Consider the following 26206-nt stretch of genomic DNA (forward strand, 5'->3'; position numbering starts at 1 on the left):
GTTCGTCGCGGGCGGTTCAGAGGTGGCCACGATGCTCTTCAAGCAGATCAATCGCCTGCTGCATCACGCCGGCCGTATAGTTGTCTTCAATGATTTTCGCAAAAGTCAGCCGGTCGGCCAGGCATTCCACCAGGGTATCGTGACAGATTTCTTTACCTGTCAGAAAAATGCGGGTCGCCGCGTCAGCGACGGCATCTTTGACGTCCGAGAAGAAAATCAGCTCTTTAGGAAAGCGGGGATTAATGACCATTTCATGTCTCCGGCGGGGTTAAACGCCCCCTTATCATGCGTCCGGGTCCTGATGCCGTCCAGCACGACCGGGCCGTCGTCTTGAGAATGTCGAAAAGTGGAAAAAAAGTCCACCCTGTAAAAACCCGCAACGCTCGCCGCAGACTCGGCTGAGGCGTACCGCAGCACCGCGAGGAACGAACAGCCGCGACGAGGAAGCGTCATATCGTCTGCAGCTGAGGTGAAAACCGCACACTCCCGGCCTGATGTAGCCATAAAAAAAACCGGCACCCAGGCCGGCGGAAAAACGATGATCGGTTTTACTTACGGTTTTTCTTCCAGGTTTCAGAGGCCAGAAAGGCCGCGCGTACCACCACGATCGCCCAGCACAGCTGCAGGAGTATCTTCACCGGCACACTGAATCCGTCAAATATCAGCAGCGGCACAATAAACAGGCAGCTGAGGAGAAAACACCACTCCGCCGCGCTTTTGCGCGCCCTGCCCGTCAGCGTCTCCAGTCCGATTATCCCTTTGCATAACAGCATCAATGACATGGTTCTCTCCACAAATCATCCGGCACGCCGGAGGGCTTCAGTCTTTTTTCAGCATGCGTTTGAAATTAGTTCGGGCCTGCCCTTCCCCTTCCGTACTGCCGGTGGGTTCCGGGAGCACTGAGGGGGCAGGCACCTGGCCAGCGCAGGCGGCAATGACTTCCTGAATGCTGGCCGTCGTGGGCTGCCATCCCGTCGTTTGCTGAATAATACCCACCAGCTGATCGGCGGTCAGCTGGCCATCGAACAGCATGGACAACAGATAAGGCAGACGCTTATCCAGCTGGTATAACGCGCTTCCGCCCACGATCGCCGCCCGGAAAAAATCACCACGGGTGCGCAGGGGAACTGACTCGATAATCTCCATCGCCCTGGCATCCTGACTGTCGTCTTCAGGGTGCAAATAGACGGTCAGTTTCTTACGTTTGTCGGTCACGGATAGCGCTCCTTGGAATTAAAGTAAAACAAGTTCGCGAACCAACGCCGTCTGGGGTTCATTGACCACCACAATACGGTCGGGGGCCAGTTTCCAGGCACGGCGCACGGCAGCCTCAATCAGCGACGCCCCGCCCCCCACCAGCCAAACCCGGTTCACCTGGCGATACGCCGACAGCTCATTGACCACCCGTTCCCCGAGTCGCTCGATGGACGAACTTATCATGTCCAGCACATAGTCCACTTTTGACTCATCGTTGACAACTGTGGCGGCAAACTCGCGGTCATGCCGTCGCTGTATCAGTTGATCGGCCACAAAGGCGCTGGTGTCGCTGTTGGCCATACGCAGTGCCGTGAGTGTGGCCTGTGTCACCATCGATACCCCGATCGTAGAATTGCCCTGAATGGCACTGACATCTTCAAACTGCCCCACCAGAACACCGGCATCGAGCGTCGTTCCCCCCAGATCAATCACAAGCGAGGTTTCCAGCGCCCCTACCCCTGCACGTTCCAGCGGCGATATCACGGCAGGCAACGATTCCGGCATGACGTCAACATGCGCGATGGTGAAGGTTTCGCGCTTGTTCAGCGTTACCGGCCGCAGCAGATTGTCAATTTTACGCTGTATGTTGACGTCATTGTGCTGACAGTCGCTGGTGTAGAACTCACTGATAGGTAAGGTGACCGTCAGGCTTACCGACTGTGGCGGCAGGCCACTGGTGAGCAGTGCATGATGTACGGCCAGCAAATTGGTGTCGCCATACTGATATTCAATGTTGGTGGTATTGATCGCCTGATGGCTGACGCTGTCAAAGGAGTACTTCAGCCCGTCAATTTCATAGTTGTACGTTTCACTGCTGCCGATCCCGGCGACCTTCCACCCCGCTTTAAACGAATTCGGCGAGACAGAGGTACAGATTTCATCGCCGTCCCGCCAGGCCAGTTTTACGTTCGTCGAACCGTCGTCACAACCCATCTTTTTCATGACACACCCTTATATTTACTCAATTAGAGTAAATATAATACCCCAAAAAGGACTAATGGCAATTAATAATACTCATTATGAGTATTATTAAATCGTCAAAAAGGGATTTATTTGCGGTGAAATGCATTTTGTTCAAAGAATGTTCCCACGAATTATTTCCGCCTGAGAAAACAGAGAGCTAGTTAAAAGAAGCCATACGGCGCTTGCAAGTCTGATTTTTCACAACAATAATACTGTAATTATATACAGTGTTATTGAAAGGAGTTGCCATGCTACATATCACTCCCGTCGCCGTTGATCCGGTGAAGGTTTCGTTGCCCCTGTTTATTGAACGATGCCCCGCCGGTTTTCCCAGCCCTTGTGCCGACTACGCTGACGCAGAACTGGATCTGAACGATTACTGTATAAAGAAAAAATCCTCCACGTTCTTCGTCCGGGCGATTGGAAATTCGATGACCGATATCGGTTTGCACAGCGGTGATCTGATGGTCGTAGATAAGGCAGAAGAGGCACATCATGGTGACATTGTGATAGCGGAGATAGACGGTGAATTCACGGTAAAGAGACTGTTACTGACACCTCGCCCCGGGCTTCAGGCCATGAACCCTAACTTTCCGACAATCTATCCGGAGGACTTGCAGATTTTTGGAGTCGTGATGGCTTTTGTGCATAAAACCCGGGGCGGTGAATGATGTTTGCCCTGGCGGACGTAAATTCATTTTATGCAAGCTGCGAAGCGGTTCTTAACCCAAAACTTCGCGACAAACCATTGATAATATTGAGCAATAATGATGGTTGTTGCGTGGCGCGATCCGCAGCAGCCAAAAAATTAGGCATAAAAATGGGCATGCCGTGGTTTCAGATCCAGCAGATGTCGTTCCCTGAGAAGGTGTACGCGTTCTCCAGCAACTATTCCTTATATCACTCATTTTCCCAACGGGTGATGAGTCATTTAGAGGAACTTTCGCCACGCGTGGAGCAATACAGCGTCGATGAAATGTTTATTGATATCAGAAGCATCGATAACTGCATGGATTTTGAAACCTTTGGCCACCAGCTGCGCGCCCACGTTCTGAAGGGAACTGGCCTGACAATCGGTGTAGGGATGGGACCCGGCAAAGTTTTGGCCAAAGCCGCTCAGTGGGCCTCGAAGGAATGGCCACAATTTAAGGGTGTACTGGCTCTTACGCCGGGTAATCCCCGGCGGACTGAAAAATTGTTATCGCTGATGCCCGTTCAGGAAGTCTGGGGCTGCGGAAGCCGGATTTCAAAAAAGCTAAACCTGATGGGTATTCACACTGCCCTGCAGCTCGCTCGCGCGAATCCCACTTTTATCAGGAAGAACTTTAGCGTTGTCCTGGAAAGGATATGTCGGGAACTGAAGGGCGAAAGCTGTATCAGCCTGGAGGAAGCCCCGCCCGCCAAACAGCAAATTATCTGCAGCCGCTCTTTCGGCGAGAGGATCACAACCTATGAGGCTATGCATCAGGCCGTCTGCCAGTATGCCGAACGGGCAGCGGAAAAGCTCAGGGGTGAACATCAGTACTGCAGGCATATTTCCGTTTTCGTGAAAACATCACCTTTCGCAGCCAACGAAATCTATTACAGCAACGTGGCCTCTGAAAAGCTCACCACACCGACACGAGACACCCGCGATATTATAGCGGCCGCAATGAAGGCGCTCGATCGCATCTGGGACAATGGCCGCCGGTACGCAAAGGCCGGAATCATGCTCAATGATTTCACACCAAACGGTGTGTCACAGTTGGATTTGTTCGATGAAGTTAGGCCCCGCCCTGCCAGTGACGCGTTGATGCACGTTCTCGATGGTATCAATCAGTCGGGTCTGGGAAAGATATGGTTTGCGGGGCGTGGGATTGCACCCGAATGGCAGATGAAACGTGACATGCTATCCCCTGCTTACACCACAAGATGGTCGGATTTACCGGTTGCCTCTATTCGTTGACCCTTCTCTATCTGCGTGTAAATCTTAGCCGCAATACAATATTAAAAAAAAATCATTGTGATTGTTAAATAATATTTTTTTAATATTAAAATGATATTAAAATAACTTACATACCATTAATCCATCTCAACATTTAAAATCTGGATTGTGCTTCTACTCTGCCCTACCTACCCAATTCCCACAGTATGGTCGGACGGGAGTTTTATGCTTGGAATATTTTAAATAGTATTTTAAAAACTAGGGCTATCGAAGAGCCACCTAAGTGGAGAAAAAGTGACTCTGATGCAATAGCAATTGCATCTAGCCCATTTAACCCATGCATGAAATTTATCTTTATCTAGCTAACAATCACTTACACATCAAAAACAAATCATATTAATATTAAAAAGATATCATTTTATGATGATTATCTAAGAAAATGCTGGTTTAAAAAGATATTTTACTGCTAGTATAAGAACATCATAAGCACAGCATTTTAATATTAAAATGAGGGTAAAAAATGATTCTTACAGTTGGGAATACTAAAGGTGGTGTAGGGAAAACAACACTTGCAGTGAATATTGCTGCCGCCAGAGCCATGCAAGGCCGCGATGTCCTACTTATTGATGCTGACCGGCAGGAGACAGCACAGACGGCAATCAGCATAAGAGCACAAAACGATATCCAACCAGGTATCGCATGCTCGGCTTATGCCGATGGCCCGATTCTGCGCTCACAACTTATGCAGCAAAAAGCAAAGTATGATGATGTGATCATTGACGCTGGCGGCAGGGACTCAACAGCATTGCGTGCAGCACTCGTTTTGACAGATGTACTTTTAGTTCCCTACCGTCCAGGCAGTTTTGATGTATGGGCTTTGCAGGATATTTCAGACCTAATTACAGAGGCACGTAGTGTGCGTGACGGGTTGAAAGCTTACTCAATCATTAACGTTGCCGATGCAAATCGTAACTCAATAGACAATAGAGAAGCTGCAGCCATCTTTACCGATTACCCGGAGCTTGAGTTTATCCCTGAACATATTGTTGGCCGTAAAGCATTTTCAAATGCTGCTGGTTCAGGCCAATGCGTCTTTGAATATAAGCCACAAGATGCTAAAGCTAATCTGGAACTTACTACCCTCATAAACATCCTATTTAACAATCAATAAAACATCATATTAATATTAAGGTGATATTAAATGGCAATTACCAAACCACCAAAAAAAACAAATGAAGCCAGCGCTAAACTAGATGCTTTCATCGAAGGTGCTCCAGATGGCCAGTCAGCCAAAAAGAAAGGTGTCATTAAAGGGAAAAAACAACAAATCACGTTAACTATCACCCCAGATATCCTTGACCAATTAGACCAGAAAGCAGGTGACCTAGGGCTTTCGCGCGCGGCTCTGATCAACATCGGGATCCGGCATGTACTTAATGAAGGCGCAATGATTGGTGGGAAGAAAGACTAGAGGATATTCTCTATCGTTTCTTTTAACACTTATAATACTATCATTATGATATTAAATTGATTGGTTTTTAGATTCGTAATAATGGTTAAACACGTGCATAAAACGCAGACTTTGTTGTTTGGTGAAATATACACTCCTAGTAAATTTAGCCAGATTTTGGAAATTATTGATGACCATTCTGGTGACAGACGAAGTGTATACATGTGGAGAGGGCAGGGTGATGTGAGTTGGGCAATACATAGTTCAGCATATCGCCGTCTCTTGAAAGAAAGACGCTGGGAAGAGCCACCTTCTGAGATGACGATGCGCGATTATGAAAGAGATCTGCTACTTAACGCTTGGCATCAGGGCTATGGCTATGAAAATGGCAGGAAGTTGACTGATTTTGAGTTACTGGCAAAGCTTCAACACCATGGTGCTGCAACAAGGCTGATCGATGTATCAAGAAATATGTTAGTGGCTTTATGGTTCGCTTGCAGATCGCAAACTGACAAAACAGGCATTCTACTGGGATGGCATATAAGTAATATTCTGGGTTTTGAAGGTCGTTCTGAAGAAAGGGGATATAACGAAATTTTTGGGGCAGGGGACACTAAAGGTCTTGATACGGGCTCACATCCTGTTGTCTGGCAACCACCTGTAGTAACAAAAAGAATTGCTGCTCAAAGCGCTGAATTTTTATACAGCAGAGTTTGTGATGACCCAGTAAGTAGTTTGGCGTTTAAAAAAGAAAAGAAGGCATTCCTGGCGATTGGTCTTACGCCTCAAATGAAAAGCGTTTGTTTAAGGATACTCGAAGATAGCTTTGATGTACGCCAGTTAACTTTGTTTCCTGATATCGACGGTTTCGGTTATGCCAACAGTGAAAATTTTGGACGTTACAGCAACGAAAGATGGTGAAGGAATGGGAGAATAACCCTTTAACCCGTACCGCACTGAAGACAAGATCTAGTCAGAGACTTTAGTATCAATAAGTTATCCACATATACACCTGATATAACAATTCTTAAGATCATAATTAGATCATATTAAAGAAAAACAGATCACCAGCCTCGTATTCTATTGAAAACATTACTTAAATCGGCACGCTTGGCGGTTACTTTCATAAGAAAAGCGGTTACTTTCATAAATTTAGCGTTTACTTTCATAATAAAGGCGGTTATTTTCATAACCTTTAGGCGGTTACTTTCATAAAAAGTTCTCAAATTTCAAATACGGTGTGGATAAATGGAAAACTCTAATGATATCAATCCACCAGAAAGTCCATTCGCGATCATCAAGAAAGATTCAGGCACAGCTTATGAACTGATCCCGAACAGCAGCAAAACTGTCCAGCCTGTAGCACTACTTAGATTGAGCGTGTTTACCCCTGTTTCACCTAAGGAAAAGGGGAAGCGGGAATTTCTGATTGATGCGTCAGAAGAACTTTCCAGCTTAGAGGTAGCTAGGCAGGAAGGGTATACAAATATCAAAATTCAGGGCGCCAAGCTCGGTATGTCCACTGATTTCAAAACGTGGATAGGGATCATCTCTGCCTTTTCAAAATACGGTTATTCCAGTGAAAAGATAACCTTACCGTTTTCTGAGTTTGCACGTATGTGTGGTTTGAAGCCCACAGATATCAACGGACGAGCCAGAACGCGTCTCAGCGACTCTCTGTTCAATTTATCGAGTGTTACCCTGGCATTTCGCAGCAAAGATGGCAAACGCTCCCTAGTGACGCATCTAGTTCAACGTGCGGTGTTAGATATGGATGCTGATCTGGTTGAAATTGTTGGGGATCCAAGCCTTTGGGAACTTTACAGATACGACCACAAGGTTTTGCTTGGGTTAAAAGCACTTTCTGAGCTATCCCGTAAAGAAGCAGCGCAGTCACTGTATGTGTACTTTGAAAGTATGCCCCCATCTACATTGTTTATTTCAATGAAACGTCTCCGGGAGCGTCTGGCGATGGAATCGCAAGTTAAAGACCAAAACGCGACGATCCGCCGAGCAATGACTGATTTGAAGAAAATCGGTTATATCGACTACACAGAGACGAAAAAGGGCAGGGAGATTATGTTCATAATCCATACCCGTTCACCCAAGCTCGGATTAGCGACTTCTTAAAAGCGGTCACTTTCATAAATGTTTGCGGGAAAAGCGGTTGCTTTCATAAAAACCTTGAGCTAAGCGGCCACTTTCATAAATATCATTAAAATTGTCTTCGCTTCTCACCGTTTATGTACGAATAGTATACAAATCCAAGGGGTGTATTATGAAAGCAGCATCATTTTACCAGATTTTATGAAAGTGACCGCCTTCATTATGAAAGTAACCGCTTTGCGGTTTGGATGTGCAAAAACCTATTAATTTAATATTAAAATGATATTTTATAGATATTGAAAAATTCCATGTTAATAGTCATTTTAGCTGTTTAAAAAATAATATTAGTGTGATTACACGGCTGAATGGGAAGTTTGGCAAGGATGAATATTGCCAGAAGGATGCCTATGGTAAGATCATCACAGGAATATGTCGGCAGGAGTTGCCATGAAGAAGAATACGACCCCAACATTACATGACGCTGTGTTCAAACAGTTTTTGACCCATCCCGAAACTGCTCGCGATTTCCTGGATATCCATCTGCCACCGGCGTTGCGTAAACTTTGTGATTTAAATACGTTGCAGCTGGCGTCGGGATCTTTCATCGAAGACGACCTGCGGCCGTATTATTCCGATGTGCTGTACTCCCTGAAGGCGGGCAATGGTGAAGGATATATTTATTGCCTCATCGAACACCAAAGCACGCCAGATAAACACATGGCGTTCCGCCTCATGAGATATGCCATTGCGGCAATGCAACGCCATCTCGATGCAGGGCATAAAACTTTGCCTTTGGTTATCCCGGTTCTCTTTTACCAGGGCAAAGTCAGTCCTTACCCGTATTCGATGAGCTGGCTGGATGAGTTTGAAACGCCTGAATATGCACGAACCCTGTATGGTGAAAATTTTCCACTGGTAGATATCACGATAATCCCGGATGATGAAATTATGCAGCATCGTCGGATGGCCATACTTGAGTTGCTGCAAAAACACATTCGCCAGCGCGACCTGACAGAACTGTTGGACCAGCTGACTACCTTGTTGCTCGGTGGCAACACCACGCAGGAACAGTTAATATCTGTGATAAACTATATGCTTCAGGCCGGTGAATCCCGTGACCCGGCAGCCCTGATTAATACGTTGGCATCACGCGTGCCGCAACATGAGGAGACTCTTATGACCATCGCTGAGCAGTTACGCCTTGAGGGTGAACAACGCGGAATCCAGAAAGGTCTGCAATTAGGTGAGCAAAAAGGGCGTGAAGAAGGCGAACGCGAAGCTGCATTAAAAATTGCCCGCACGATGTTGGCCAGCGGTCTCGATCGCGCAATGGTCATGAAAATGACCGGTCTGACCGAAACTGAAGTCGAGCAAATCCGCCACTAATACTCTCTGAGGTTGGGACTTACCCGACCTCTCTTTAATTTTATTTCCGCACTCATGAGCTGAGCTATTACGCCTCGCCACATCTGACTACGAGATTGCCCAGTGACCGCCGCTTACGAACCCCGCCCGACATCCGAATTATCCCACTTAGCCTGGTGTGCGCTTGTCGCTGTCCGCCTCGCGCAGCAGGAAGGAAAAGCGCAGTCCCAACTGCAACAACACCTCTTTATCATGCAGTGGCTGATGACCGCACAGAAACGGCGTCTGCTGCCCAAAAACGTCGCACCGGATATTGCATGGTTGTTGGCTCAGGGCAAAAAATATGGTTTCTCTGCCAATCTGTTTAACAAAATAGATTATATATATCGTTCCAGCGTGGGCGAACTCGCCACCCAGAGCGTACTTTTTCGCTTCACCTATTTTATCGAAACCCTTAAGACAATGGGATGGCTAGATTTTCTGGTTCCGCCTAAAGACTGGGAGAACGGCTGGAAGTGCTCTGAAACAGCTAGTGCCGTCTATACCCCAAAAGCCCAGCTTCATCCGTCATTTGATGACACCGGAGCGCTGATAAAATCTTTGCCAATACGCTTCACGGGCGATATTTCAGGTATTTACGCCCTAATGGAACAGTGTTACCTCTCTTTCCGACAGCAACCTGAATTAACAGAGTTTTCCGTTTTTACCCTTGAATCAAGCTAATTGCCAAAGTTTAAGCGAGTAAACGAATGCTCTCAGGCCTGCTTTTAGAAAGGCCTGATTAAATCAACTCTGGCTAAGCCAGGAACCGTAAACAGCCCGGCGTCGCTCAAAGGCTTCACGTCCCCCCTCCATTACAGCAATAATTTGCTTCTGAACGGTCGGCGCATCAACTCCGCCCCCAGTAGACTTAATTTTGCCACGTTCGTATTCACAGGTATGCACGTTTTCTGCATCGCCTAGAACTGGAATATTGGCATTGTGCGTGGCAAAGATAAATTGGGTCTTGGGTTTCATAATCCTGATAATCTTGATTACATCATCATAGATAGTCTGATTATCAAGGTCGTCCTCTGGCTGATCGATAATTACCACATCGTTATCTTGCTGATTCAGGACAAAAAGCATTAACGCTGAAGCTCGTTGGCCTAGTGAATGTTCCTCCAACGGTTTGCCCTTGAACTCGATGGCATAGGTATTGCGTGGCTGCCAAGTAATGAGAGTCTCTATCTGCTTTTCTAAATGTTCGATAAATGTGTCGGCGGATCCCGTAACGATGGTTGAAACTTTGTCCCTGTTTAACCAGAGTCCTCCAAAGTCACTGAATTCATCAATAACAGCTTGGATAGTGCTTTCCCGCAATCGGCTACCGGTAAAAGCCTCTTTCAAAACTATCAGCATGGTTTTTTTATCATTCGCAAAGGCGGGGATAATCTTCAATGCTGAATCCGCTCGGCTGACAGAGGCTAATACCGTTTCAATTTCTTTGTATTCCCCTGCCCATAGATCACCCAGTTTGGACAGTTCCTCCTTAAGTCTTTGGTTCAGGGCTTCTTTTCCGGCTTCGGTTCGGATGAGCCCAGCGATCTTCTGCTCCGCTGTTTCCAGTCCTGATTTGAGTTGCAGAAACTCGGTCGGGTCAATTTTATCTGCACCTGCCTGTCGCAAGTCTTCGGCCAGACTACGTTCAATTTCGGCAAATTCATCATTCAGAGCATGCTTTTTCTGAGTGAAAGCTTGCTGTTTTCCATTTAGTTCTTCAAGGATTTGGCGAGAATCGGCCATGACAGTAGACAGTGTGTCAAGGTGAGCAGTTAGGCGGTCATACCCCGCACGGTAATCATCAATGTCGAGTTGGTTATGGGCTGACAAATGTACCTGCTCGGATTTCAATCCAGCGAGAGTTTCGTCAATTTTTTCGTGCAATGCGTCCAGAGCTTCGGTTGCCTGCTTGTTGGTACTGCTAATGTAACGCTCATCGCGTTCAAAGATTGTCTGCCGCTCAAGTTTTTCTTCAATACCGTGTTGTGTGTAAAAACTGAGTCTAAATTTTGCATCCTTCTCTTTCGCCTGCCACTCTGCCAACTCTTCACCCGTTTTTTTCAGGCGTAGCAACTGGCGTAACACGTCAATGACAACAGCGTTTTGGTGGCTTATTTTCTCGCGAACAGGAATCAATAATTCCCCCGCAAGTTTTTCAATTAAATCATTTTCAAATCCAGCACCGGTATTGGATAAATCTTTTTGACCAAAGTAGACAGGCTTATGCAGGATGGTCTCTCGCAAGGCAATTCCGTCTCGTACCTGCCCGTTTACGGTGATTTCAGGCGATTGACCGTAGATACGGGTGATCTGATAAGCCATCCCACGACGGCAAATCGCATCCACTGTAATTTTTCCACCGCTTTTCAGCAGATTGCTGACGAGATTTTCCTTATACTCCCTGTCAGAGGCCTTTTCACCGAACGGTATATCGAGAGCGTAACGCACCCCTTCTAAAATGGATGACTTTCCGCTTCCGCGGATCCCTATCAAGGTATTAAGCTCTGGAGAAAATCTCACAACAGTTCCTCCCAGAGAGCCGGCGCCCTCAAACGCTATCTGTCGGATATGGCTGTGTGTTACTAGCGGCATATCGGGTCTGACCCGATTATTGAAATCCTGCAATGCAAAACGCACGGCATCAAAACTATAGTTCCCCAATTTTAGGTAACAGGCGACCTTTCTGGCACCTATATCTTCAAGTTTTTTTGCATCACAACCTTGTAATTCGGCGGGATAAAGACAACCAAGACTTTCCTGAATTTTTACGCGCCAATCACGAGTCGTGACTTTCTGAAAACCAAGTGCACGGTGGCAAACATGCTCATTTTCAAAAAGTTCTTTAATCCTACCAGGAGTCATCCCACCCCATAATCCGTTATCTGCCTCAACATGAGCAAAGACAATAAAGTAATCTCGTCCATATCGGTCTAGGCTACGGATGGTCTGAACAATATTTTCCGTAGACCTGGCATTCTCATTTTCAAAGTTATCAATCCCTGCAAAGGTTGCAGTAAGGAAGCTCTGTATATGATTAGTCTGCTGCTGATTAATGAACCAGGCATCTGCAAATACCACAAGAGTATGTACACCTGCCTTACCATCATTGACCGACAACTCCACTCCCGGCAGTAATCCGATCCCCTCCCGACCAGCCGCTCTACGCAAAGCCTTAAATTCATCAACATCAAACTTGTTATGATTGGTGATAACCCCCAGCCCTATATCCGCCTCTTTGAGGGTCTTCACGTAGTCAGAAATAAATCTGTCCGGTTCGCCTCTATACCTGAATTCTTTGTCTGCCTGTGTATGGAGATGAAAATCGGCTTTAATCCAGCAACTGCCATTGTTGAAGATGGGAAACATTCCTTGACACCTTATTCATTAAAAGCTCAATGACTCATGAGCAGTATGAGTCGATTCTAGGCCGGATTAAATTCAGCTTCACTCCCTTTTCGTTTTCATCAAGCGAATTCACGATCTGCCTAAAGTTCCGACTCAAGGAAAAAGGTCCGCTGGTATTGTCCTATAGAACACTTCGCACCAAATTAATAACAATTGTTAATTTTATCTATGTGATTATTAAAATTAACATGATATTTAGGTATACCTAAATGTCATTTGTGATGTGTTGAAAATTTTCAACCCTCAGGATGATTTCACCACACTTTATACGGCGTGAGTCTATGCGGAAAGACACTCGTCACGATGGGCATTTTAGCGGATCTACTCGTGGCGAGACCCAGCGCGTACAAATATGTACACAATATTACCCGAGATGTTATAATCTTATAACGCGCACAAGTCGCGCGAGCGAGAAATTAGCTTAGCAATTATGCGAAGCCCTATCCGAGGAGCAACGAGATTACTGTTCTCGCCAGTAGATCTCGCTTTAAGTGGAAAAAATATGACTCAGACCATGTCGCAGAAACTTGCCAGAGACAGTCTTGGAAATGCACAAACTTTTGAGGGAGGTATGTACGTAACAAAAAACGGTGTCGCAGAGCTTTTCATTCAGACCGCCGCAGAACGTCAGGCGGAACTGAGAGAAATTGAGCAGGAAAGAAATATAAATGCCCTTTTTAAGCTGACAATGATGGCTAAAAAGGAAATCGCAGATGGCAAAGGCATGACCCCAGAAGATGTTTTAGGGAGGCTACGTGCCGCAAGAAAATAATAGTGGGGTATTGAGTGTCAAATCAGTTTTCAGTTGTAGTCGCGCCAATGGCGCAGCAGTGCTTGGAAGATATTGAATCATATAAAAGTGGGACGATCGGGCAGCAACAGGCTGCGAGTTTCGTCGATAACCTACTAACAGAATCTGTTGCTAACATTACTGAAGATCCTCAGAGGTATCGCTTCAACGTATACCTTTCAGATCGTGGTTTGATGTTGCGTGAAAGGCTTGATGTAGAAGGTGAGTATCGTGTGCTCTACGATTTTGACGGCACGAATATTGAGATACTGCTTTTTGTTAGTATGAAACAAGATTTTGGGAAGTTGCTTTACCGTTATAACATTCTGAAATGATGCTCAATGCCCGGTTATACCGGGCTTTTTTATGTCTGCTTTAAGGGAGCGGGTCAAAGGTCCGACATTACTAACTGAGCCTTGTATCTAATCCTAGCGGCAGGTCAGCAAGACGCCATTCTTTATTGGCATTGGCGTGTGCCGGGCAGCAATTAACATTAGCTGATAATATGCAGTATTTGAGGCAAATCGCCGTCGATGACACCTAGAATTACAGTGTTTCACATAGTGAGGTAAGTCGCCTTCTTATGTAGAAACGATCAGTATCAGCATCGCGGCAGCCCATCACTCCGCTGCCTGCCGGATTATTCATCCATTTTTACGACACAATTCCGCCCCTGCCGCTTGGCTTGATATAAAGCAATATCTGCGCGCTCCACCAAGGATCTCAGTTCCTCATTGCCTTGGGTCTCTGCAATTCCACAGCTTATGGTGGTCGGTATGGTTTTGCTTCCTGAGATTAACGGTGATTGTGCAATGTGCTCGGACAGGGTTCGCATACGCGCCACAGCTTGCTCGCCGTTGCATTCCGGCATCAACACCAGAAATTCATCCCCCCCCCAGCGACACATGCCGTCGGTGTACCGCAGAGATGTTTGTATCAGCCTGGCGATGTGCCCAATGGCCAGATCGCCAATGCTATGACCGTGAAGATCGTTGATGGGTTTAAAATAATCTATGTCGATTATCGTCAAGCTCGCCAGCTTGCCCTGTTGCAACATATTTGAACGCATACGCAGGAAATGATGTTCAAATGCCTGGCGGTTCATGACTCCAGTGAGCTTATCTTTGGTGGCCATTTGCTCCAGCCGGCGCTGATATCCGCCGATGGTCAGCCATAGCAGTAATAAAAACAGCACACTGACCACAATGCCGATGCTCAGGTTCTTCAGTAGCGTGATGAAAAGCACCTTTTCCAGAGGATGATTGCTTTGTTCTACCATCAAATACCAATCGAACTCGGGTAATAAACGAGTATTGAGTAGCACTTGCTGCCCCTGGACCTGATACCGGTAGCTTCCGCCGGGAACAGTAAGAATAGCGGTAGTCAGTGGACCTAATCCTGGTTGCTGCCTGATATTCGCTGCTCGTTGGAAGGATTGACCATGCAGGACTACTTGTCCGCTTTTATCTACAAAGTAGATAGTCCGGCTATAGCGCTGCTCATATTTTTCAATCAGCACCTTAATCTTTTCCACTGAAATACCAATACCAGTAACGCCGATAAAGTCACCTTTATAGTCATTGACCTTATGGTTAACGAATACGTCAAGATGGGTATGGTCCTCTGGATCTGGACGGACATCAATCGAATAGGGTTTGTCCACGGGCAGCGCTTTAACCAGGAAGAACCAACGGTCCCGTAGACTCTCTTCAGAGACTGTTTCGAGGATGCGTTTGGGGTCATAGTAACGGTAGGTTTTATCAGAAACGAAATAGGAAAAAATAGTATCGAAACGATGGTCTATTTCGTTGAGGTAACGAATCATTGCATCAGGATCCTGTTCACGATTTAGAACCCAATCACGAACAAAAGTATCGTGAGCCATCAAAGATGCAATAAGAATGGGTTTCAACAGATCTTGCTGAATTTCTGAATAGACATTATCGCTGGTTAGAGGCAGGATATTTTCTTCAATTTCATTATTTAGGGATTGCCGAGCGACTTCGTAACTGCTCCAGCTGATGAGCATAAAAGCGGTTAATAGCATGAAAGTAAATAAAATAATGACCCGTCTTTTCGTCAACCAATAAGGGCTGTTCATTCAATTTCCCTAAAATGTCTTTTAATGGTAAATGCACTTTGTCTAGGCAGTTAAGCCGGGCCTGTTACTCTTATTAGTTAGTGACCCTTTGGAACCTAAATGATCTCATCTGTGCTCCCTCGTGCCAATAATTCTAGCCGTTTCGCGATCCTGTGATCCGTTACGGCACAGCAATATTATTACGAATTTCGTTCTACTGAGCGACAAACTCCTGTATAGCATTTATTTATGCACCGTATTGGAGGCCGAGGGCCAATGATGTAAAAAAACCACGCTAAGAGGTTAATCCATTGTTTATATTGAAATTTAATGTACCTAACTCGCCCGTAAAAATATCTTCCGGTAACTAAAACATATAATGCACCCCAGCATAACCCGTGGTGTAAGTCGTTGCCAGCAGGCTGGTTCCGACGGTGTAGAGAAAATTCCAATCTAGTCCCATCAGGACTAATGTAATGGCAAATATCCCACACAAGACATCCGAAACAGCCAGAGCAATATAGGCAAGCATAAGAAGCAGACCCGTCAGCTTAATTTTAATGACACCGAACCGGTCGATCAGTTTTCCTGAGCAAAACGACGTTACAAACCGGCTCAGTATATAGAGTTGGATCTCGGCGGCGATTTGTGACAAATCGAAACCGTAATGCTTCATTGCGATGGGCGTCGCCGTCAGGCCCAGAACCATTATTCCAAATCCTGATGCACCGAAAAAAGTGCGTGGAACTAAAACAGGTGTGCTTACACATCTATCGAGAGTTGCCCAAAGGCATAGTGTATTGACAATAGATATACAATCTTATAATGTATATCCATTGTCAATACAGGAGATATAAAAAATGCGTGACGCTGCGATTAATTTGCGTGCTTTGCCGGAACAACGTGATCTCATAGATCAAGCCGCCAGCCTATTAGGTAAAAACCGATCTGATTTTATGTTGGAAGTAGCGTGTGAGCGCGCACAAGCTATTCTGCTCGACCAAGTTTTTTTCCAGTTAGATACTGAGAAATTTCATGAATTCACAGCGATGCTTGACGCACCTCAAAATGCAAATCAAGGTCTGGAACGTCTGATGGCAGTTAAAGCGCCTTGGGCATGAGTTTACAATTGTCTGCTCCTGAGCCACTTACAACTGCACATATCCTTGACGCTTTCGGTTGTGGGGAAACAACGTTAGATGAATGGTTAAAACGGCTCGCTCTGACAAACCACTTAAACGGTGCAAGTCGTACTTTTGTTGTCACGGCTCACGATAAAAGTGTTGTTGGTTATTATGCACTCGCAGCCGGTGCTGTGTCGCACAGGGAAGCGGCAGGATCTGTTCGGCGTAATATGCCTGATCCTATTCCGGTCATTGTATTGGGAAGACTGGCGGTCGACCTTCGTACTCAAGGAGTAAAGTTAGGTTCATCATTGCTACAGGATGCCGTTCTTCGAGTTCACTCAATTGCTGAAAACACAGGGGTCAGAGCATTGCTCGTACATGCACTTCATGAACCGGCTAAACAATTTTATGAACACTACGGTTTTACATCATCGCCAATTAATCCGATGACATTAATGCTACGCCTTTAGCGTTTCCAAAGACTATGAAGCACAGCATGTGATGAAACCGAAAAACACTAAATATGAAGTAATACTTCATAATGATGAAGTGTGATTTTTGTTATTTTGTATTATTATGATCTAGAGTGTTTTTTTCCATAATATCGGTCATCGCACCTTCATGCGCCTGAAGATTACGGATATAACGCATTAATGTTTCAGGTTTTTTCCATGTCCCTTCCTGCATGATCTGAGCAACAGCATAGCCACGTCCCGCCATATCCTGTGCAGCGCCTACGCGGGCACTGTGACCAGTCCAGGCCGTATAGCGCCCTTTGTTTGGAATGATAGGTTCACCTGCTCCAATTGTAAGCCAGGCCTGTGCGAAAATTGATTCAATCGCAGGCGTGCTCAGCGGACGGGTGACTGAAAGAGTTGCACTCCCAGAGCGGTGCACCGGACAAAAGAGGAAGGCGTCAGGTTCAGCATTGATACCAGACACCGACATCCACTCAGTTAGCCGGCGGGAGGACTGCGAACTTAGGGACTTGATCAGGCCGCCAGTTTGAACAATAGTTTTGGTGTAACTCACATTAAGGATGATTCTGCCATCTGTTGCCCGGGAGATATCACGAACACGGAGACGGGCTAATTCACTGATACGCAGCAGCGTGCTGTAAGCGACATGCAGAAATGCCAAATCACGTTTATGGCGAAGCGATATCGAGTCAGACCAGAGCGCATCAAGCTCAAGCAGATCTTCAAGACGAAAGGGTACGGCCTGGCCAGTACGTTCACCCGTGACAACTGCAACACGATTTATTTTCTTCACTGCGCGGAAAACCAGCGGTGAAGTATTAGGGGGGATTAGGCCAGCGTTACGGTGTAACATTGAAATCAATGATCCATGCGTCGCAATCGTTGAAGAAGCGCGACCGCTCTCTTGCAGCCAGTTCAGATAATCGCGAAGGTCGGCCGGAAGCATGGGCAAAAACGAGCGGCTATTTTCAATCGACCATCTGTGGCAGATCCGCATAACACTCATCAGTTGTCGCCAGGTATTGGGTGAAAACGCCTCTTTGTCTTGAACAAATTCCTTAAGCCTCGCCAGAACATCCTCTTCAGCCTGGATAGCAGGTAGTGCCTGGTTGGTTGGTGACAATTTGCCCATATATAGCTTAAAAAGCGAACTCCCGGTCACTGACAACGCTACGTGGATTCTGAGAAAGATGCAGGGGATTTCCCTTGCAGATTTCACGTAGCAAAACCTACAAGGTCATCTGCGAAAAATTACCTGCCCCTATAACTACTGGATAGATTATCAGCTACTGTAGCGAATAGATAACTTTATATAAGTCCCATTATATAAAGTTAATAATATTGACCACTGAATTTGATCTCCTCCCTGAAAACAGTGCCAGTCTAAACTGAAGTATCCGGTCTTTCTTTCATCTCACTGAGAGGCATATCAACCATGAAAAAGACCCGTTATACCGAAGAACAGATAGCCTTTGCCCTTAAACAGGCCGAAACCGGCACTCGGGTGGAGGAAGTGTGCAGAAAGATGGGGATTTCTGAGGCTACTTTTTACAATTGGAAGAAGAAGTTTGGCGGCATGGGCGTGACGGAACTGCGTCGGCTGCTCCAGTTGGAGGAAGAGAATCACCGCCTGAAACGGCTGGTCGCCGATCTCAGTCTGGACAAGGAAATGCTGCAGGACGTCATCCGAAAAAAGTTCTGAGGCCGGTGCAGAAACGCGAGGCGGTCGAATACCTGCTGGCGGCGTACCGCATCGGGGTTCGCAGGGGATGCCGGCTGATGATGCAGAGCCGAACGGTCTACAACTACCGCAGCTGCCGCGATGACCGGGCCCTCACGCAGCGGATACGGGAGATTGCAGAAACCCGCATTCGTTATGGTGTGCAGCGGATCCATATCCTGCTGCGGCGCGAGGGCTGGCTGGTTAACCACAAGAAAACCCATCGGATTTACTGTCTGGAAGGGTTGAACCTGCGGTCAAAACGCCCGCGGCGGCACGTGACGGCCAGGCACAGGCGTATCCGCCCGGCCGTGACCGCTGTGGATCAGTGCTGGAGCATGGATTTCGTTGCTGATAATCTGTTCAACGGGCGCCGGATCCGTGCGCTGACTGTAGTCGATAATTTTAGTCGTGAATGCGTGGCGATCGAGGTAGGCCAGGGACTTCGCGGTGACGATGTGGTCGCCGTGATGGAACGGATCAGGCAGACACAGCAGCGTGTACCACAGCGGCTACAGACGGACAACGGCAGCGAATTTATCTCGAAAACGCTGGATCGCTGGGCGTATGAAAACCGGGTAACGATGGACTTCTCACGCCCCGGGACGCCCACAGATAACGCCCTGGTTGAGTCATTTAACGGCAGCCTGCGTGATGAATGTCTGAACGTGCACTGGTTCCTGTCACTGGAAGATGCTCAGGAGAAGATCGAGCACTGGCGGCAGGAATATAACCAGTACCGGCCACATTCCTCGTTAAATAACCAGACTCCGGCAGAATTTATCCGAAACCTGCAAACAGGCCCGGATCTCTGATTTAGCCTGGCACCGATATTGGGAAGAGATCACTTATTGTAGGTAGCCCAGTTGGTGATTTTGAACTTTTGTTTTGCCACGTGATATCGCTGCAGGATCAGGAGTGTGAAGATCTGATCCTGACTACGGCCAAAAGTTCGATTTATTCAACAAAGCCTCACCAAAGCTAGCGACAGCATACGATAAACGCTTTTATTTTGCGGTTTAAGCCCTGGTAATCGCTAAAAGATAACGCTAAGCCAAATGATTATCGTCATAATCACTGCCACTAACTGTGCTGCACCGCCAATATCTTTGGCTCGTTTGGATAGGGGATGGATCTCCAAAGAGATACGGTCAACCACAGTTTCAATGGCGGTATTCAATAATTCAACGATCAGCAAAATAAAGCAGGTAGCAATTAACAGCAGCCGTTCTGTTTTAGTGATGCCCAGAAAAAATGTAATGATTAGTAAGAATGCGTTAATGATAATGAGTTGGCGAAAAGCATCTTCGGTGAAGATGGCATCTTTCAAACCTTCCCATGAATTATTGACGCTGCTGATGAAGCGATTTATGCCTTTTTTCTTTTCAAAGGACATGCGTTTACTCTTATAAATTAGATTGAATTAACCCACCCAACTAATAACGTCAGGTGAGTTATATTGGTTTTATAATGATTAATTATATTAATTAATCACCTCGTGGCGATAGCCTTTAACAGCAGCCAGCAACATGTCCGGTTGCGGATAAGCAACACCACCGCGAGAGCTCAGGGAAGTTAGCGCCTGCAGACCGATCAGAGCGTCTTCTCAAAGAGGCGATAGCGCTTATAAGGCACTGCACCAATGCGCTCCAGAATAGTGCGCATGCCGGTGTTGGACTCGAGGATCCACGACATCTCCAGCGCATCAATATTGCGTCTGGCAAAGGGATCACGCAGCGCCTCAATCAGCAATAGCGCCATAATTGGCCCCATCCGACTGAACTGGAAATCGTGGCGAACCCCCATCAATGGAACCCGCGCAGTGCGCACGCCGCTAACCTTCAGTCGCCACAACAGCTTTGCCCAGCCGAAGGGGAATAAACGGCCTTCTAACCCTTCAATAGCCTCGTTAATATTCGGCAGGCCAACGATAAATGCGCAGGGCACCGAATCCACTTCGGCGATATAAATCATGTCGTCAGGGACCAGGTATTTCAGCTGATCGCCCATGGTGGCGAATTCATGTTCGGTGAAGGGCACAAACCCCCAGTTGTTCTGCCAGCCGGAGTTGAAGATTTCCCTCAATACCTGCATTTCTTCAGCAAATTTTCTACGATTAAGGCGGCGAATACTGACCTTTTTTCTCACCTGAGCCATCAGTTTAGTCAGCGAAGGTTCAAAATGCAGATCGGTACGCTTCATCCAATAGGCCAACAGATCAATGCCTTGTAAATAACCTTGTTGTTCAATGTAATCAGCGTAATAGGGTTTGCCATGCGTCATCAGAGCGGAAGGTGGGGTATCGAAGCCCTCAATTAATAAGCCGCTTTCCTGATTGATATTCATGCTGAAAGGGCCGGTTATCTTCATTGCCCCTTTCGACTTAAGCCACGCCTCTGCCGCCGCAAATAACGCCGCAAAGACCTCCGCATCGTCAATGGCATCAATCATGCCGAAATGGCCGGTATCCTGACCATAAAGCTCGCGGTGAAGACTGTCAATTTGCGCGGTAATTCGCCCGACAATCTTACCCTCTTTTTTTGCCAGAAATGCCTGCCACTCAATATGCTCAACGCTCGGGTTCTTCTTTGATAGATGCTCCTCACGCTCGATAAATAACGGGTCAATCCAGTTAGGATCGCCGTGATACAGTGAGGAGGGAAAAGCGATAAATGCCTTCAAATCACGCTTTTCAGTGACTTTTTTAATATGAATCATAAAAAACCTTTAATTATTTTCGTCTGTTCGAAGAAGCCCAAGGCCAGTTGGCAGGCATTTTTAAGTTTTCAAAGCGATGATTAAACAGGCCTGAAAGCTGATGCAGATGATGGCAAAAGCATTATTTGTTAATAAAAATCTGGCTTCGCGCTGGTAAGCGTTAATTTAAACATTACGTGCTGCTGGAATTATTGGCAGAGTACATCCGCAACAGGGTAAGCAATTTATGCTTTACTCTTTCATTCTATTAGTTTTGTAAAGACCTCTGATCATTTGCAGTCTACTGATTTTATTTTTCTGACGTGAAGCTATTTTTTATCACTTAATGCTTTTGTCATAATCATCGTGAATCAGCTATTCACTTTTAACCGGCTTCCGGCTACTGTTTATGAAGTGTTTAGGTTCAGTGATGAACATGTGAAGATGCCGGAATATATCCTGGCATCCTGAATATGAATGCCAGTGAGACTCTTTTTTTAGTAATGGGTGGTTTGCGAATGCAAAACTGCCTGCGAAGTTAATGGCGGAATAAAAAAGAGTTAAATAACGGATTATAAAAAAAATTCATAATAAAACATCAACTCTCTCGCCAACCTTGCCTGTCGCATTTGGTGATTTTAATCTATGGCTGATTTGTCTATGTCTGAAACGAGCTCAACCCATTCTCTTCCTATGCGCTATGCCGATTTTGGCTCACTGGTGGAGGCGTTAGATTACGCCGCCCAGGGCAGCACGGGAATGAACTTCTATGACCGTCGCAATCAACTTGTCGGCGTGTTGGAATATCGGACGCTGAAAGAGCGGGCGATAAGTGGCGCTCGTCGTCTGCTCTCGCTGGATCTGAAAAAGGGCGACCGTGTTGCGCTAATTGCAGAGACCAGCGTCGGTTTTGTCGAAGCGTTCTTTGCCTGCCAGTATGCCGGTCTGGTCGCGGTCCCGCTGGCCATTCCTATGGGTATCGGGCAGCGTGCTTCGTATGTCACCAAGCTGAAAGGATTGATTTCCAGTTGCGCACCTGCGGCGATTATCAGCAGTGAAGAGTGGGTGCCGTTAATCAGCTCAGCCACAGAGAATGCACCACCTCCGCATATTCTCAGCAATGCCGAATTCAATGCCTTGCCGGAATGGGATATTGAGCTCAACAAACCTGCCGCCGATGATATTGCGTACCTGCAATATACCTCCGGCAGCACCCGTTTCCCGCGCGGGGTGATTATTACCCAGCGTTCAGTGATGGCGAATCTGCAGGTTATCAGCCACGACGGCATCAAATTACGCGCTGGCGACCGCTGCGTTTCCTGGCTGCCGTTCTATCACGATATGGGGCTGGTAGGTTTCCTGCTAACGCCAGTGGCGACACAGCTTTCCGTCGATTATCTGCGGACGCAAGATTTCGCTATGCGGCCTTTGCAGTGGTTGAAACTGATCGACAAAAATCGTGGCACGGTGACTGTCGCGCCACCTTTTGGCTACGATTTGTGCCTGCGACGCAGCAACATGAAAGAGCTGGCCGGGCTGGACCTTTCCAGCTTGCGCGTGGCGGGTGTGGGTGCGGAACCTATTCCTGCCGAATTGCTCAGGCAGTTCGGTGAGCATTTCAGTGAACTCAACTTCAATCCCAATGCTTTTATGCCTTGCTACGGCTTAGCTGAAAATACGGTGGCGGTGAGTTTCTCGGAAGAGAATGCCGGTGCGCAAATTCATGAGATTGACCGTGAAGTGCTGGAATATGAAGGCCGGGCTGTCGCGCCAGGCAAAAATACGCTGACCACCTCATCCTTTGTGAATTGCGGCAGAGCCTTACCTAGGCATCGCATCGATATTCGTAGTGAAAACGGAACGACGTTGCCTGAGCGTCAGATCGGGCATATTTATATTTCAGGCCCCAGCCTGATGAAGGGTTATTTCCGCGACGATGTCTCGCAGCAAATGATCAAGGCGACGGGCTGGATGGATACCGGCGATTTGGGCTATCTGTCAGGCGGAAATCTGTATGTCACTGGCCGTAAGAAAGACTTAATTATTATTCGTGGCCGCAATATCTGGCCGCAGGATATTGAATATGTTGCTGAAGCGGAGCCGGAAATTCATGCCGGCGATGCGATTGCGTTTGTTACTGAAGAGCACGGCGAGGGCGCCAGAATTATATTGCAGATCCAGTGCAGGATCGGTTCTGAGGAACGCAGGGAGCAGATTGTTCACTCGCTGTCGGCCAGCATTCAAAGCGAATTCGGCGTGGCGGTGGACATAGAACTTCTGCCACCTCACAGCATTCCACGCACCTCATCAGGAAAACCTGCGCGTGCTGAAGCCAAAATACGCTGGTTATCCGCAGCACTCTATCCGGCGGTGCAACTGGCAGGGCTGGTCTGATGAGCACCACTGTAGCAGTGACGGGCGCAACGGGTTTCATTGGTAAACACATCGTCGGGAATCTGTTGTCGCGGGGCTTCAGGGTGCGGGCGTTAACCCGCACACCGCAACCCTCCACCGACGACAATCTGGTGTGGATCCACGGTTCGCTGGAAGATCAGGCTTCGCTCTGGGAGCTGGTGCGCGGGGCAACCAGTGTTGTGCACTGCGCGGGGCAGGTGCGGGGCAGTTCGCAAGACACCTTCACCCAATGCAACGTTAACGGCAGCGTCGGCCTGATGCAGGCTGCCCGGTTAAGCGGCAGCTGTAAGCGATTCCTGTTCCTGTCGTCTCTGGCTGCCCGCCATCCTCAACTGTCCTGGTATGCGCGATCAAAATTTGCCGCCGAGAGGGAGCTGATCTCGATGGCCGTTGGCATGTCTCTGGGCATATTTCGCCCGACGGCGGTTTACGGGCCTGGTGATAAAGAGTTGAAGCCGGTTTTCGACTGGCTGTTACGCGGTGTACTTCCCCGATTGGGCTCGCCAGAAGCGAAGCTCTCTTTCTTGCATGTGAGCGATCTTGCGCAAGCCGTCAGCCAGTGGCTGCTGGCCGAGGTGCCGGAGACGCAAATTTGCGAGCTCTGCGATGGCGTGCAGGGGGGATATAACTGGCTGCGATTAAAGGCTATCGGTTCAGCGGTGCGCGGAGGCCCGGTGTGGTTACTGGGCGTGCCGTGGCCGGCGCTTAAATTCTTCGCCGAGGTCAGTATTTTGTGGAACTGGTTGGCCAGAAAAGAGCCGATGCTGACCCACAGCAAAATCCGCGAATTAACCCATCAGGACTGGTCGGCAAGCAACACATCTTTATCTGAAACCATCCACTGGTTTCCAGAGGTCAGTCTGGAACGCGCGCTGCGTGAAAGACTGTTTTAATTCTTACGAGTAGAGGTTTTCAACGTTCTTATGCTAAATCGCGACGAAGTGATGGATTATATTCTTACCTGCTTACAGGACATCGTTAAAGGTGAGGTGGATGTCAGGCCGGACAGCGATCTTGTCAACGATCTTGGCCTGGAATCAATCAGAGTGATGGATTTGCTGATGATGCTGGAAGACAAACTGGATATTTCTATTCCGATTAACATCCTGCTCGATGTCAGAACGCCTGAGCAATTGCTTGTCGCGCTGCAACCTCACCTGGAGAACGCCAATGGGCCTGTATGATAAGTTTTCACGCCTGGCAGGTGAGCGTGAGCAATTCCAGACGTCAGGACTGAATCCATTTGGCACCTGTATCGATGAGATCTACTCCGCGACGGAAGGGCGCATCGGCGACCAGAAAATTGTGCTGGCAGGCACCAACAATTACCTTGGGCTGACCTTTGATGCGCAGGCCATCGCTGACGGTCGGGCTGCATTAGCCGTGCAGGGAACCGGCACCACCGGCTCACGTATGGCTAACGGCAGCTATGGTTCACACCTCGCACTGGAGCAGGAGCTGGCGACTTTTTTCAACCGCCCCTGTGCCATCGTCTTCTCCACTGGCTATACCGCTAACCTCGCCGTCATCAGCACCCTTGCGGGCCCCGGCGCGGTGGTGCTGATCGATGCCGACAGCCACGCCAGTATTTATGATGGGTGTGCCCTGGGCGGCGCTGAAATTATCCGTTTCCGTCACAACGATGCTCAAGATCTGGAACGCCGGATGGTGCGTCTTGGCGAACGGGCAAAAGAGGCGATCATCATCGTCGAAGGCATCTATAGCATGCTCGGCGACGTTGCCCCACTGGTGGAAATTGTCGATATCAAACGCCGGTTAGGCGGGTATTTGCTGGTCGACGAAGCTCATTCCTTTGGCGTGATGGGCGAAACCGGTCGCGGTCTGGCAGAAGAACTGGGCGTGGAAGAGGAGGTCGATATTATCCTCGGCACCTTCAGCAAAAGTCTGGCGTCGATTGGTGGTTTTGCGGTGGGTAGTAAGGCCATGGAGGTGCTGCGCTACAGCAGTCGTCCCTATATTTTCACCGCGTCACCTTCACCATCCAGCATTGCTTCGGTGCGTGCCTCCCTGCGAAAAATCGCGCAGCAGCCCGAATTACGCCAAAAGCTTTGGAGTAATGCTAACCGTCTTTACCAGGGATTGGCGCAGATCGGCTATGAGTTGGGGCCACGTATCAGCCCGGTAGTGCCGGTGATGATTGGCTCGAAAGAAGACGGCCTGAATTTCTGGCGTGATCTGATAGCGATTGGAGTTTACGTCAATCTGGTTCTGCCGCCGGCGGCGCCGTCTGGCGTAACGCTGCTGCGCTGTAGCGTCAATGCGGCACACAGTGAAGAAGAGATTGATAAGATCATTCAGGCGTTTGCGGAACTGAAAAAGTAATTATCCACTCACTGCTTTTGGGTGACCATAAGCAGTGAAAGCA

27 protein-coding genes and 1 pseudogene are annotated in these 26206 nt (G+C 47.7%); 17 read left to right on the top strand and 11 right to left on the bottom strand.

The window, feature by feature from the left end:
* Positions 1 to 16: 16 nt before the first annotated feature.
* From I2123_RS25010 to parM, 4 genes are all read right to left on the bottom strand, one after another.
* Positions 17 to 250 carry a hypothetical protein gene (locus I2123_RS25010; RefSeq protein ID WP_213052953.1) on the bottom strand — a complete coding sequence of 78 codons (234 nt, stop codon included), beginning with the start codon at positions 248 to 250 and terminating at the stop codon, positions 17 to 19.
* A 298-nt stretch (positions 251 to 548) separates the two neighbouring features.
* Positions 549 to 782, bottom strand: a complete 234-nt coding sequence (locus tag I2123_RS25015) for a hypothetical protein (RefSeq protein WP_213052954.1) — start codon at positions 780 to 782, stop codon at positions 549 to 551.
* A gap of 37 nt (positions 783 to 819) precedes the next feature.
* On the bottom strand, positions 820 to 1215 hold the full coding sequence (locus I2123_RS25020; protein ID WP_213052955.1) for a plasmid partitioning/stability family protein: 396 nt from the start codon (positions 1213 to 1215) through the stop codon (positions 820 to 822).
* Positions 1216 to 1233: 18 nt separating this feature from the next.
* Positions 1234 to 2199 (bottom strand): plasmid segregation protein ParM domain-containing protein, encoded by a 966-nt coding sequence (gene parM / locus I2123_RS25025; RefSeq protein ID WP_213052956.1) that lies wholly within the window; start codon positions 2197 to 2199, stop codon positions 1234 to 1236.
* A gap of 269 nt (positions 2200 to 2468) precedes the next feature.
* Between parM and umuD the strand changes: the two genes are divergently transcribed.
* From umuD to I2123_RS25065, 8 genes are all read left to right on the top strand, one after another.
* Positions 2469 to 2891, top strand: coding sequence for a translesion error-prone DNA polymerase V autoproteolytic subunit (gene umuD, locus I2123_RS25030; protein WP_213052957.1), 423 nt, complete (start codon positions 2469 to 2471; stop codon positions 2889 to 2891).
* A complete protein-coding gene (gene umuC / locus I2123_RS25035; protein WP_213053058.1) occupies positions 2891 to 4165 on the top strand; it encodes a translesion error-prone DNA polymerase V subunit UmuC in 1275 nt (424 codons plus the stop codon). Before umuD ends, umuC begins: the two co-directional genes overlap by 1 nt.
* A gap of 499 nt (positions 4166 to 4664) precedes the next feature.
* Complete coding sequence (locus I2123_RS25040; protein WP_213052958.1) at positions 4665 to 5315, top strand: AAA family ATPase; 651 nt, start codon at positions 4665 to 4667, stop codon at positions 5313 to 5315.
* 30 nt (positions 5316 to 5345) lie between these two features.
* Positions 5346 to 5615: a ribbon-helix-helix domain-containing protein gene (locus tag I2123_RS25045; protein ID WP_213052959.1), complete on the top strand. Its 270-nt coding sequence runs from the start codon at positions 5346 to 5348 to the stop codon at positions 5613 to 5615.
* A gap of 93 nt (positions 5616 to 5708) precedes the next feature.
* Positions 5709 to 6515 carry an FRG domain-containing protein gene (locus I2123_RS25050; protein WP_213052960.1) on the top strand — a complete coding sequence of 269 codons (807 nt, stop codon included), beginning with the start codon at positions 5709 to 5711 and terminating at the stop codon, positions 6513 to 6515.
* Between the two features lie 327 nt (positions 6516 to 6842).
* The gene (locus I2123_RS25055) at positions 6843 to 7724 is read left to right on the top strand and encodes a RepB family plasmid replication initiator protein (RefSeq protein WP_213052961.1); all 882 of its coding nucleotides are present in this window, start codon (positions 6843 to 6845) and stop codon (positions 7722 to 7724) included.
* Between the two features lie 423 nt (positions 7725 to 8147).
* Positions 8148 to 9086, top strand: a complete 939-nt coding sequence (locus tag I2123_RS25060; RefSeq protein ID WP_213052962.1) for an Rpn family recombination-promoting nuclease/putative transposase — start codon at positions 8148 to 8150, stop codon at positions 9084 to 9086.
* 102 nt (positions 9087 to 9188) lie between these two features.
* Positions 9189 to 9788: a DUF2913 family protein gene (locus tag I2123_RS25065; RefSeq protein ID WP_213052963.1), complete on the top strand. Its 600-nt coding sequence runs from the start codon at positions 9189 to 9191 to the stop codon at positions 9786 to 9788.
* A gap of 63 nt (positions 9789 to 9851) precedes the next feature.
* Here the strand turns inward: I2123_RS25065 and I2123_RS25070 are convergent, their stop codons facing one another.
* Positions 9852 to 12473, bottom strand: coding sequence for a TrlF family AAA-like ATPase (locus tag I2123_RS25070; protein WP_213052964.1), 2622 nt, complete (start codon positions 12471 to 12473; stop codon positions 9852 to 9854).
* A 541-nt stretch (positions 12474 to 13014) separates the two neighbouring features.
* On the opposite strand from I2123_RS25070, the gene I2123_RS25075 reads away from it, so the two are divergent.
* Entirely contained in the window at positions 13015 to 13284 is a 270-nt protein-coding gene (locus tag I2123_RS25075; protein WP_213052965.1) for a hypothetical protein, read from the top strand.
* Positions 13285 to 13298: 14 nt separating this feature from the next.
* Positions 13299 to 13637 carry a type II toxin-antitoxin system RelE/ParE family toxin gene (locus tag I2123_RS25080; RefSeq protein WP_244879964.1) on the top strand — a complete coding sequence of 113 codons (339 nt, stop codon included), beginning with the start codon at positions 13299 to 13301 and terminating at the stop codon, positions 13635 to 13637.
* 305 nt (positions 13638 to 13942) lie between these two features.
* Here the strand turns inward: I2123_RS25080 and I2123_RS25085 are convergent, their stop codons facing one another.
* Together I2123_RS25085 and I2123_RS25090 are read right to left on the bottom strand one after the other, a co-directional pair.
* On the bottom strand, positions 13943 to 15403 hold the full coding sequence (locus tag I2123_RS25085) for a sensor domain-containing diguanylate cyclase (RefSeq protein ID WP_213052966.1): 1461 nt from the start codon (positions 15401 to 15403) through the stop codon (positions 13943 to 13945).
* A 346-nt stretch (positions 15404 to 15749) separates the two neighbouring features.
* Positions 15750 to 16091, bottom strand: a complete 342-nt coding sequence (locus tag I2123_RS25090; RefSeq protein ID WP_213052967.1) for an MFS transporter — start codon at positions 16089 to 16091, stop codon at positions 15750 to 15752.
* Positions 16092 to 16242: 151 nt separating this feature from the next.
* Between I2123_RS25090 and I2123_RS25095 the strand changes: the two genes are divergently transcribed.
* Together I2123_RS25095 and I2123_RS25100 are read left to right on the top strand one after the other, a co-directional pair.
* Positions 16243 to 16503 carry a type II toxin-antitoxin system TacA family antitoxin gene (locus I2123_RS25095; RefSeq protein WP_112198336.1) on the top strand — a complete coding sequence of 87 codons (261 nt, stop codon included), beginning with the start codon at positions 16243 to 16245 and terminating at the stop codon, positions 16501 to 16503.
* Entirely contained in the window at positions 16500 to 16979 is a 480-nt protein-coding gene (locus tag I2123_RS25100) for a GNAT family N-acetyltransferase (protein ID WP_213052968.1), read from the top strand. Before I2123_RS25095 ends, I2123_RS25100 begins: the two co-directional genes overlap by 4 nt.
* Positions 16980 to 17070: 91 nt before the next feature.
* On the opposite strand, the gene I2123_RS25105 is transcribed toward I2123_RS25100, so the two are convergent.
* A complete protein-coding gene (locus I2123_RS25105; RefSeq protein ID WP_213052969.1) occupies positions 17071 to 18120 on the bottom strand; it encodes a tyrosine-type recombinase/integrase in 1050 nt (349 codons plus the stop codon).
* A 303-nt stretch (positions 18121 to 18423) separates the two neighbouring features.
* Here I2123_RS25105 and I2123_RS25110 point away from each other — a divergent pair.
* A protein-coding gene (locus I2123_RS25110; protein ID WP_213052970.1) for an IS3 family transposase occupies positions 18424 to 19523 on the top strand; the annotation gives its coding sequence in 2 pieces (ribosomal slippage) (positions 18424 to 18685 and positions 18685 to 19523; 1101 coding nt in all).
* A gap of 32 nt (positions 19524 to 19555) precedes the next feature.
* Here I2123_RS25110 and I2123_RS25850 read toward each other — a convergent pair.
* From I2123_RS25850 to I2123_RS25120, 3 genes and pseudogenes are all read right to left on the bottom strand, one after another.
* Positions 19556 to 19669: pseudogene (locus I2123_RS25850) on the bottom strand (hypothetical protein); the annotation flags it as partial.
* A gap of 75 nt (positions 19670 to 19744) precedes the next feature.
* The gene (locus tag I2123_RS25115; RefSeq protein WP_213052971.1) at positions 19745 to 20104 is read right to left on the bottom strand and encodes a diacylglycerol kinase; all 360 of its coding nucleotides are present in this window, start codon (positions 20102 to 20104) and stop codon (positions 19745 to 19747) included.
* A 197-nt stretch (positions 20105 to 20301) separates the two neighbouring features.
* A complete protein-coding gene (locus tag I2123_RS25120; RefSeq protein WP_213052972.1) occupies positions 20302 to 21426 on the bottom strand; it encodes an N-acetyltransferase in 1125 nt (374 codons plus the stop codon).
* 639 nt (positions 21427 to 22065) lie between these two features.
* Between I2123_RS25120 and I2123_RS25125 the strand changes: the two genes are divergently transcribed.
* From I2123_RS25125 to spt, 4 genes are read left to right on the top strand one after another with little or no spacing between them, the layout of a single operon-like run.
* Positions 22066 to 23799, top strand: coding sequence for a fatty acyl-AMP ligase (locus I2123_RS25125; protein WP_213052973.1), 1734 nt, complete (start codon positions 22066 to 22068; stop codon positions 23797 to 23799).
* Positions 23799 to 24713 carry an NAD-dependent epimerase/dehydratase family protein gene (locus tag I2123_RS25130; protein WP_213052974.1) on the top strand — a complete coding sequence of 305 codons (915 nt, stop codon included), beginning with the start codon at positions 23799 to 23801 and terminating at the stop codon, positions 24711 to 24713. The genes I2123_RS25125 and I2123_RS25130 overlap by 1 nt, the downstream gene beginning before the upstream one ends.
* A 30-nt stretch (positions 24714 to 24743) precedes the next feature.
* Positions 24744 to 25004 carry an acyl carrier protein gene (locus I2123_RS25135; protein ID WP_213052975.1) on the top strand — a complete coding sequence of 87 codons (261 nt, stop codon included), beginning with the start codon at positions 24744 to 24746 and terminating at the stop codon, positions 25002 to 25004.
* On the top strand, positions 24991 to 26163 hold the full coding sequence (gene spt, locus I2123_RS25140) for a serine palmitoyltransferase (RefSeq protein WP_213052976.1): 1173 nt from the start codon (positions 24991 to 24993) through the stop codon (positions 26161 to 26163). The genes I2123_RS25135 and spt overlap by 14 nt, the downstream gene beginning before the upstream one ends.
* Positions 26164 to 26206 lie beyond the last annotated feature (43 nt).

Origin of the sequence: Rahnella inusitata (assembly GCF_018288855.1) — a bacterium.
GTDB lineage: Bacteria > Pseudomonadota > Gammaproteobacteria > Enterobacterales > Enterobacteriaceae > Rahnella > Rahnella inusitata.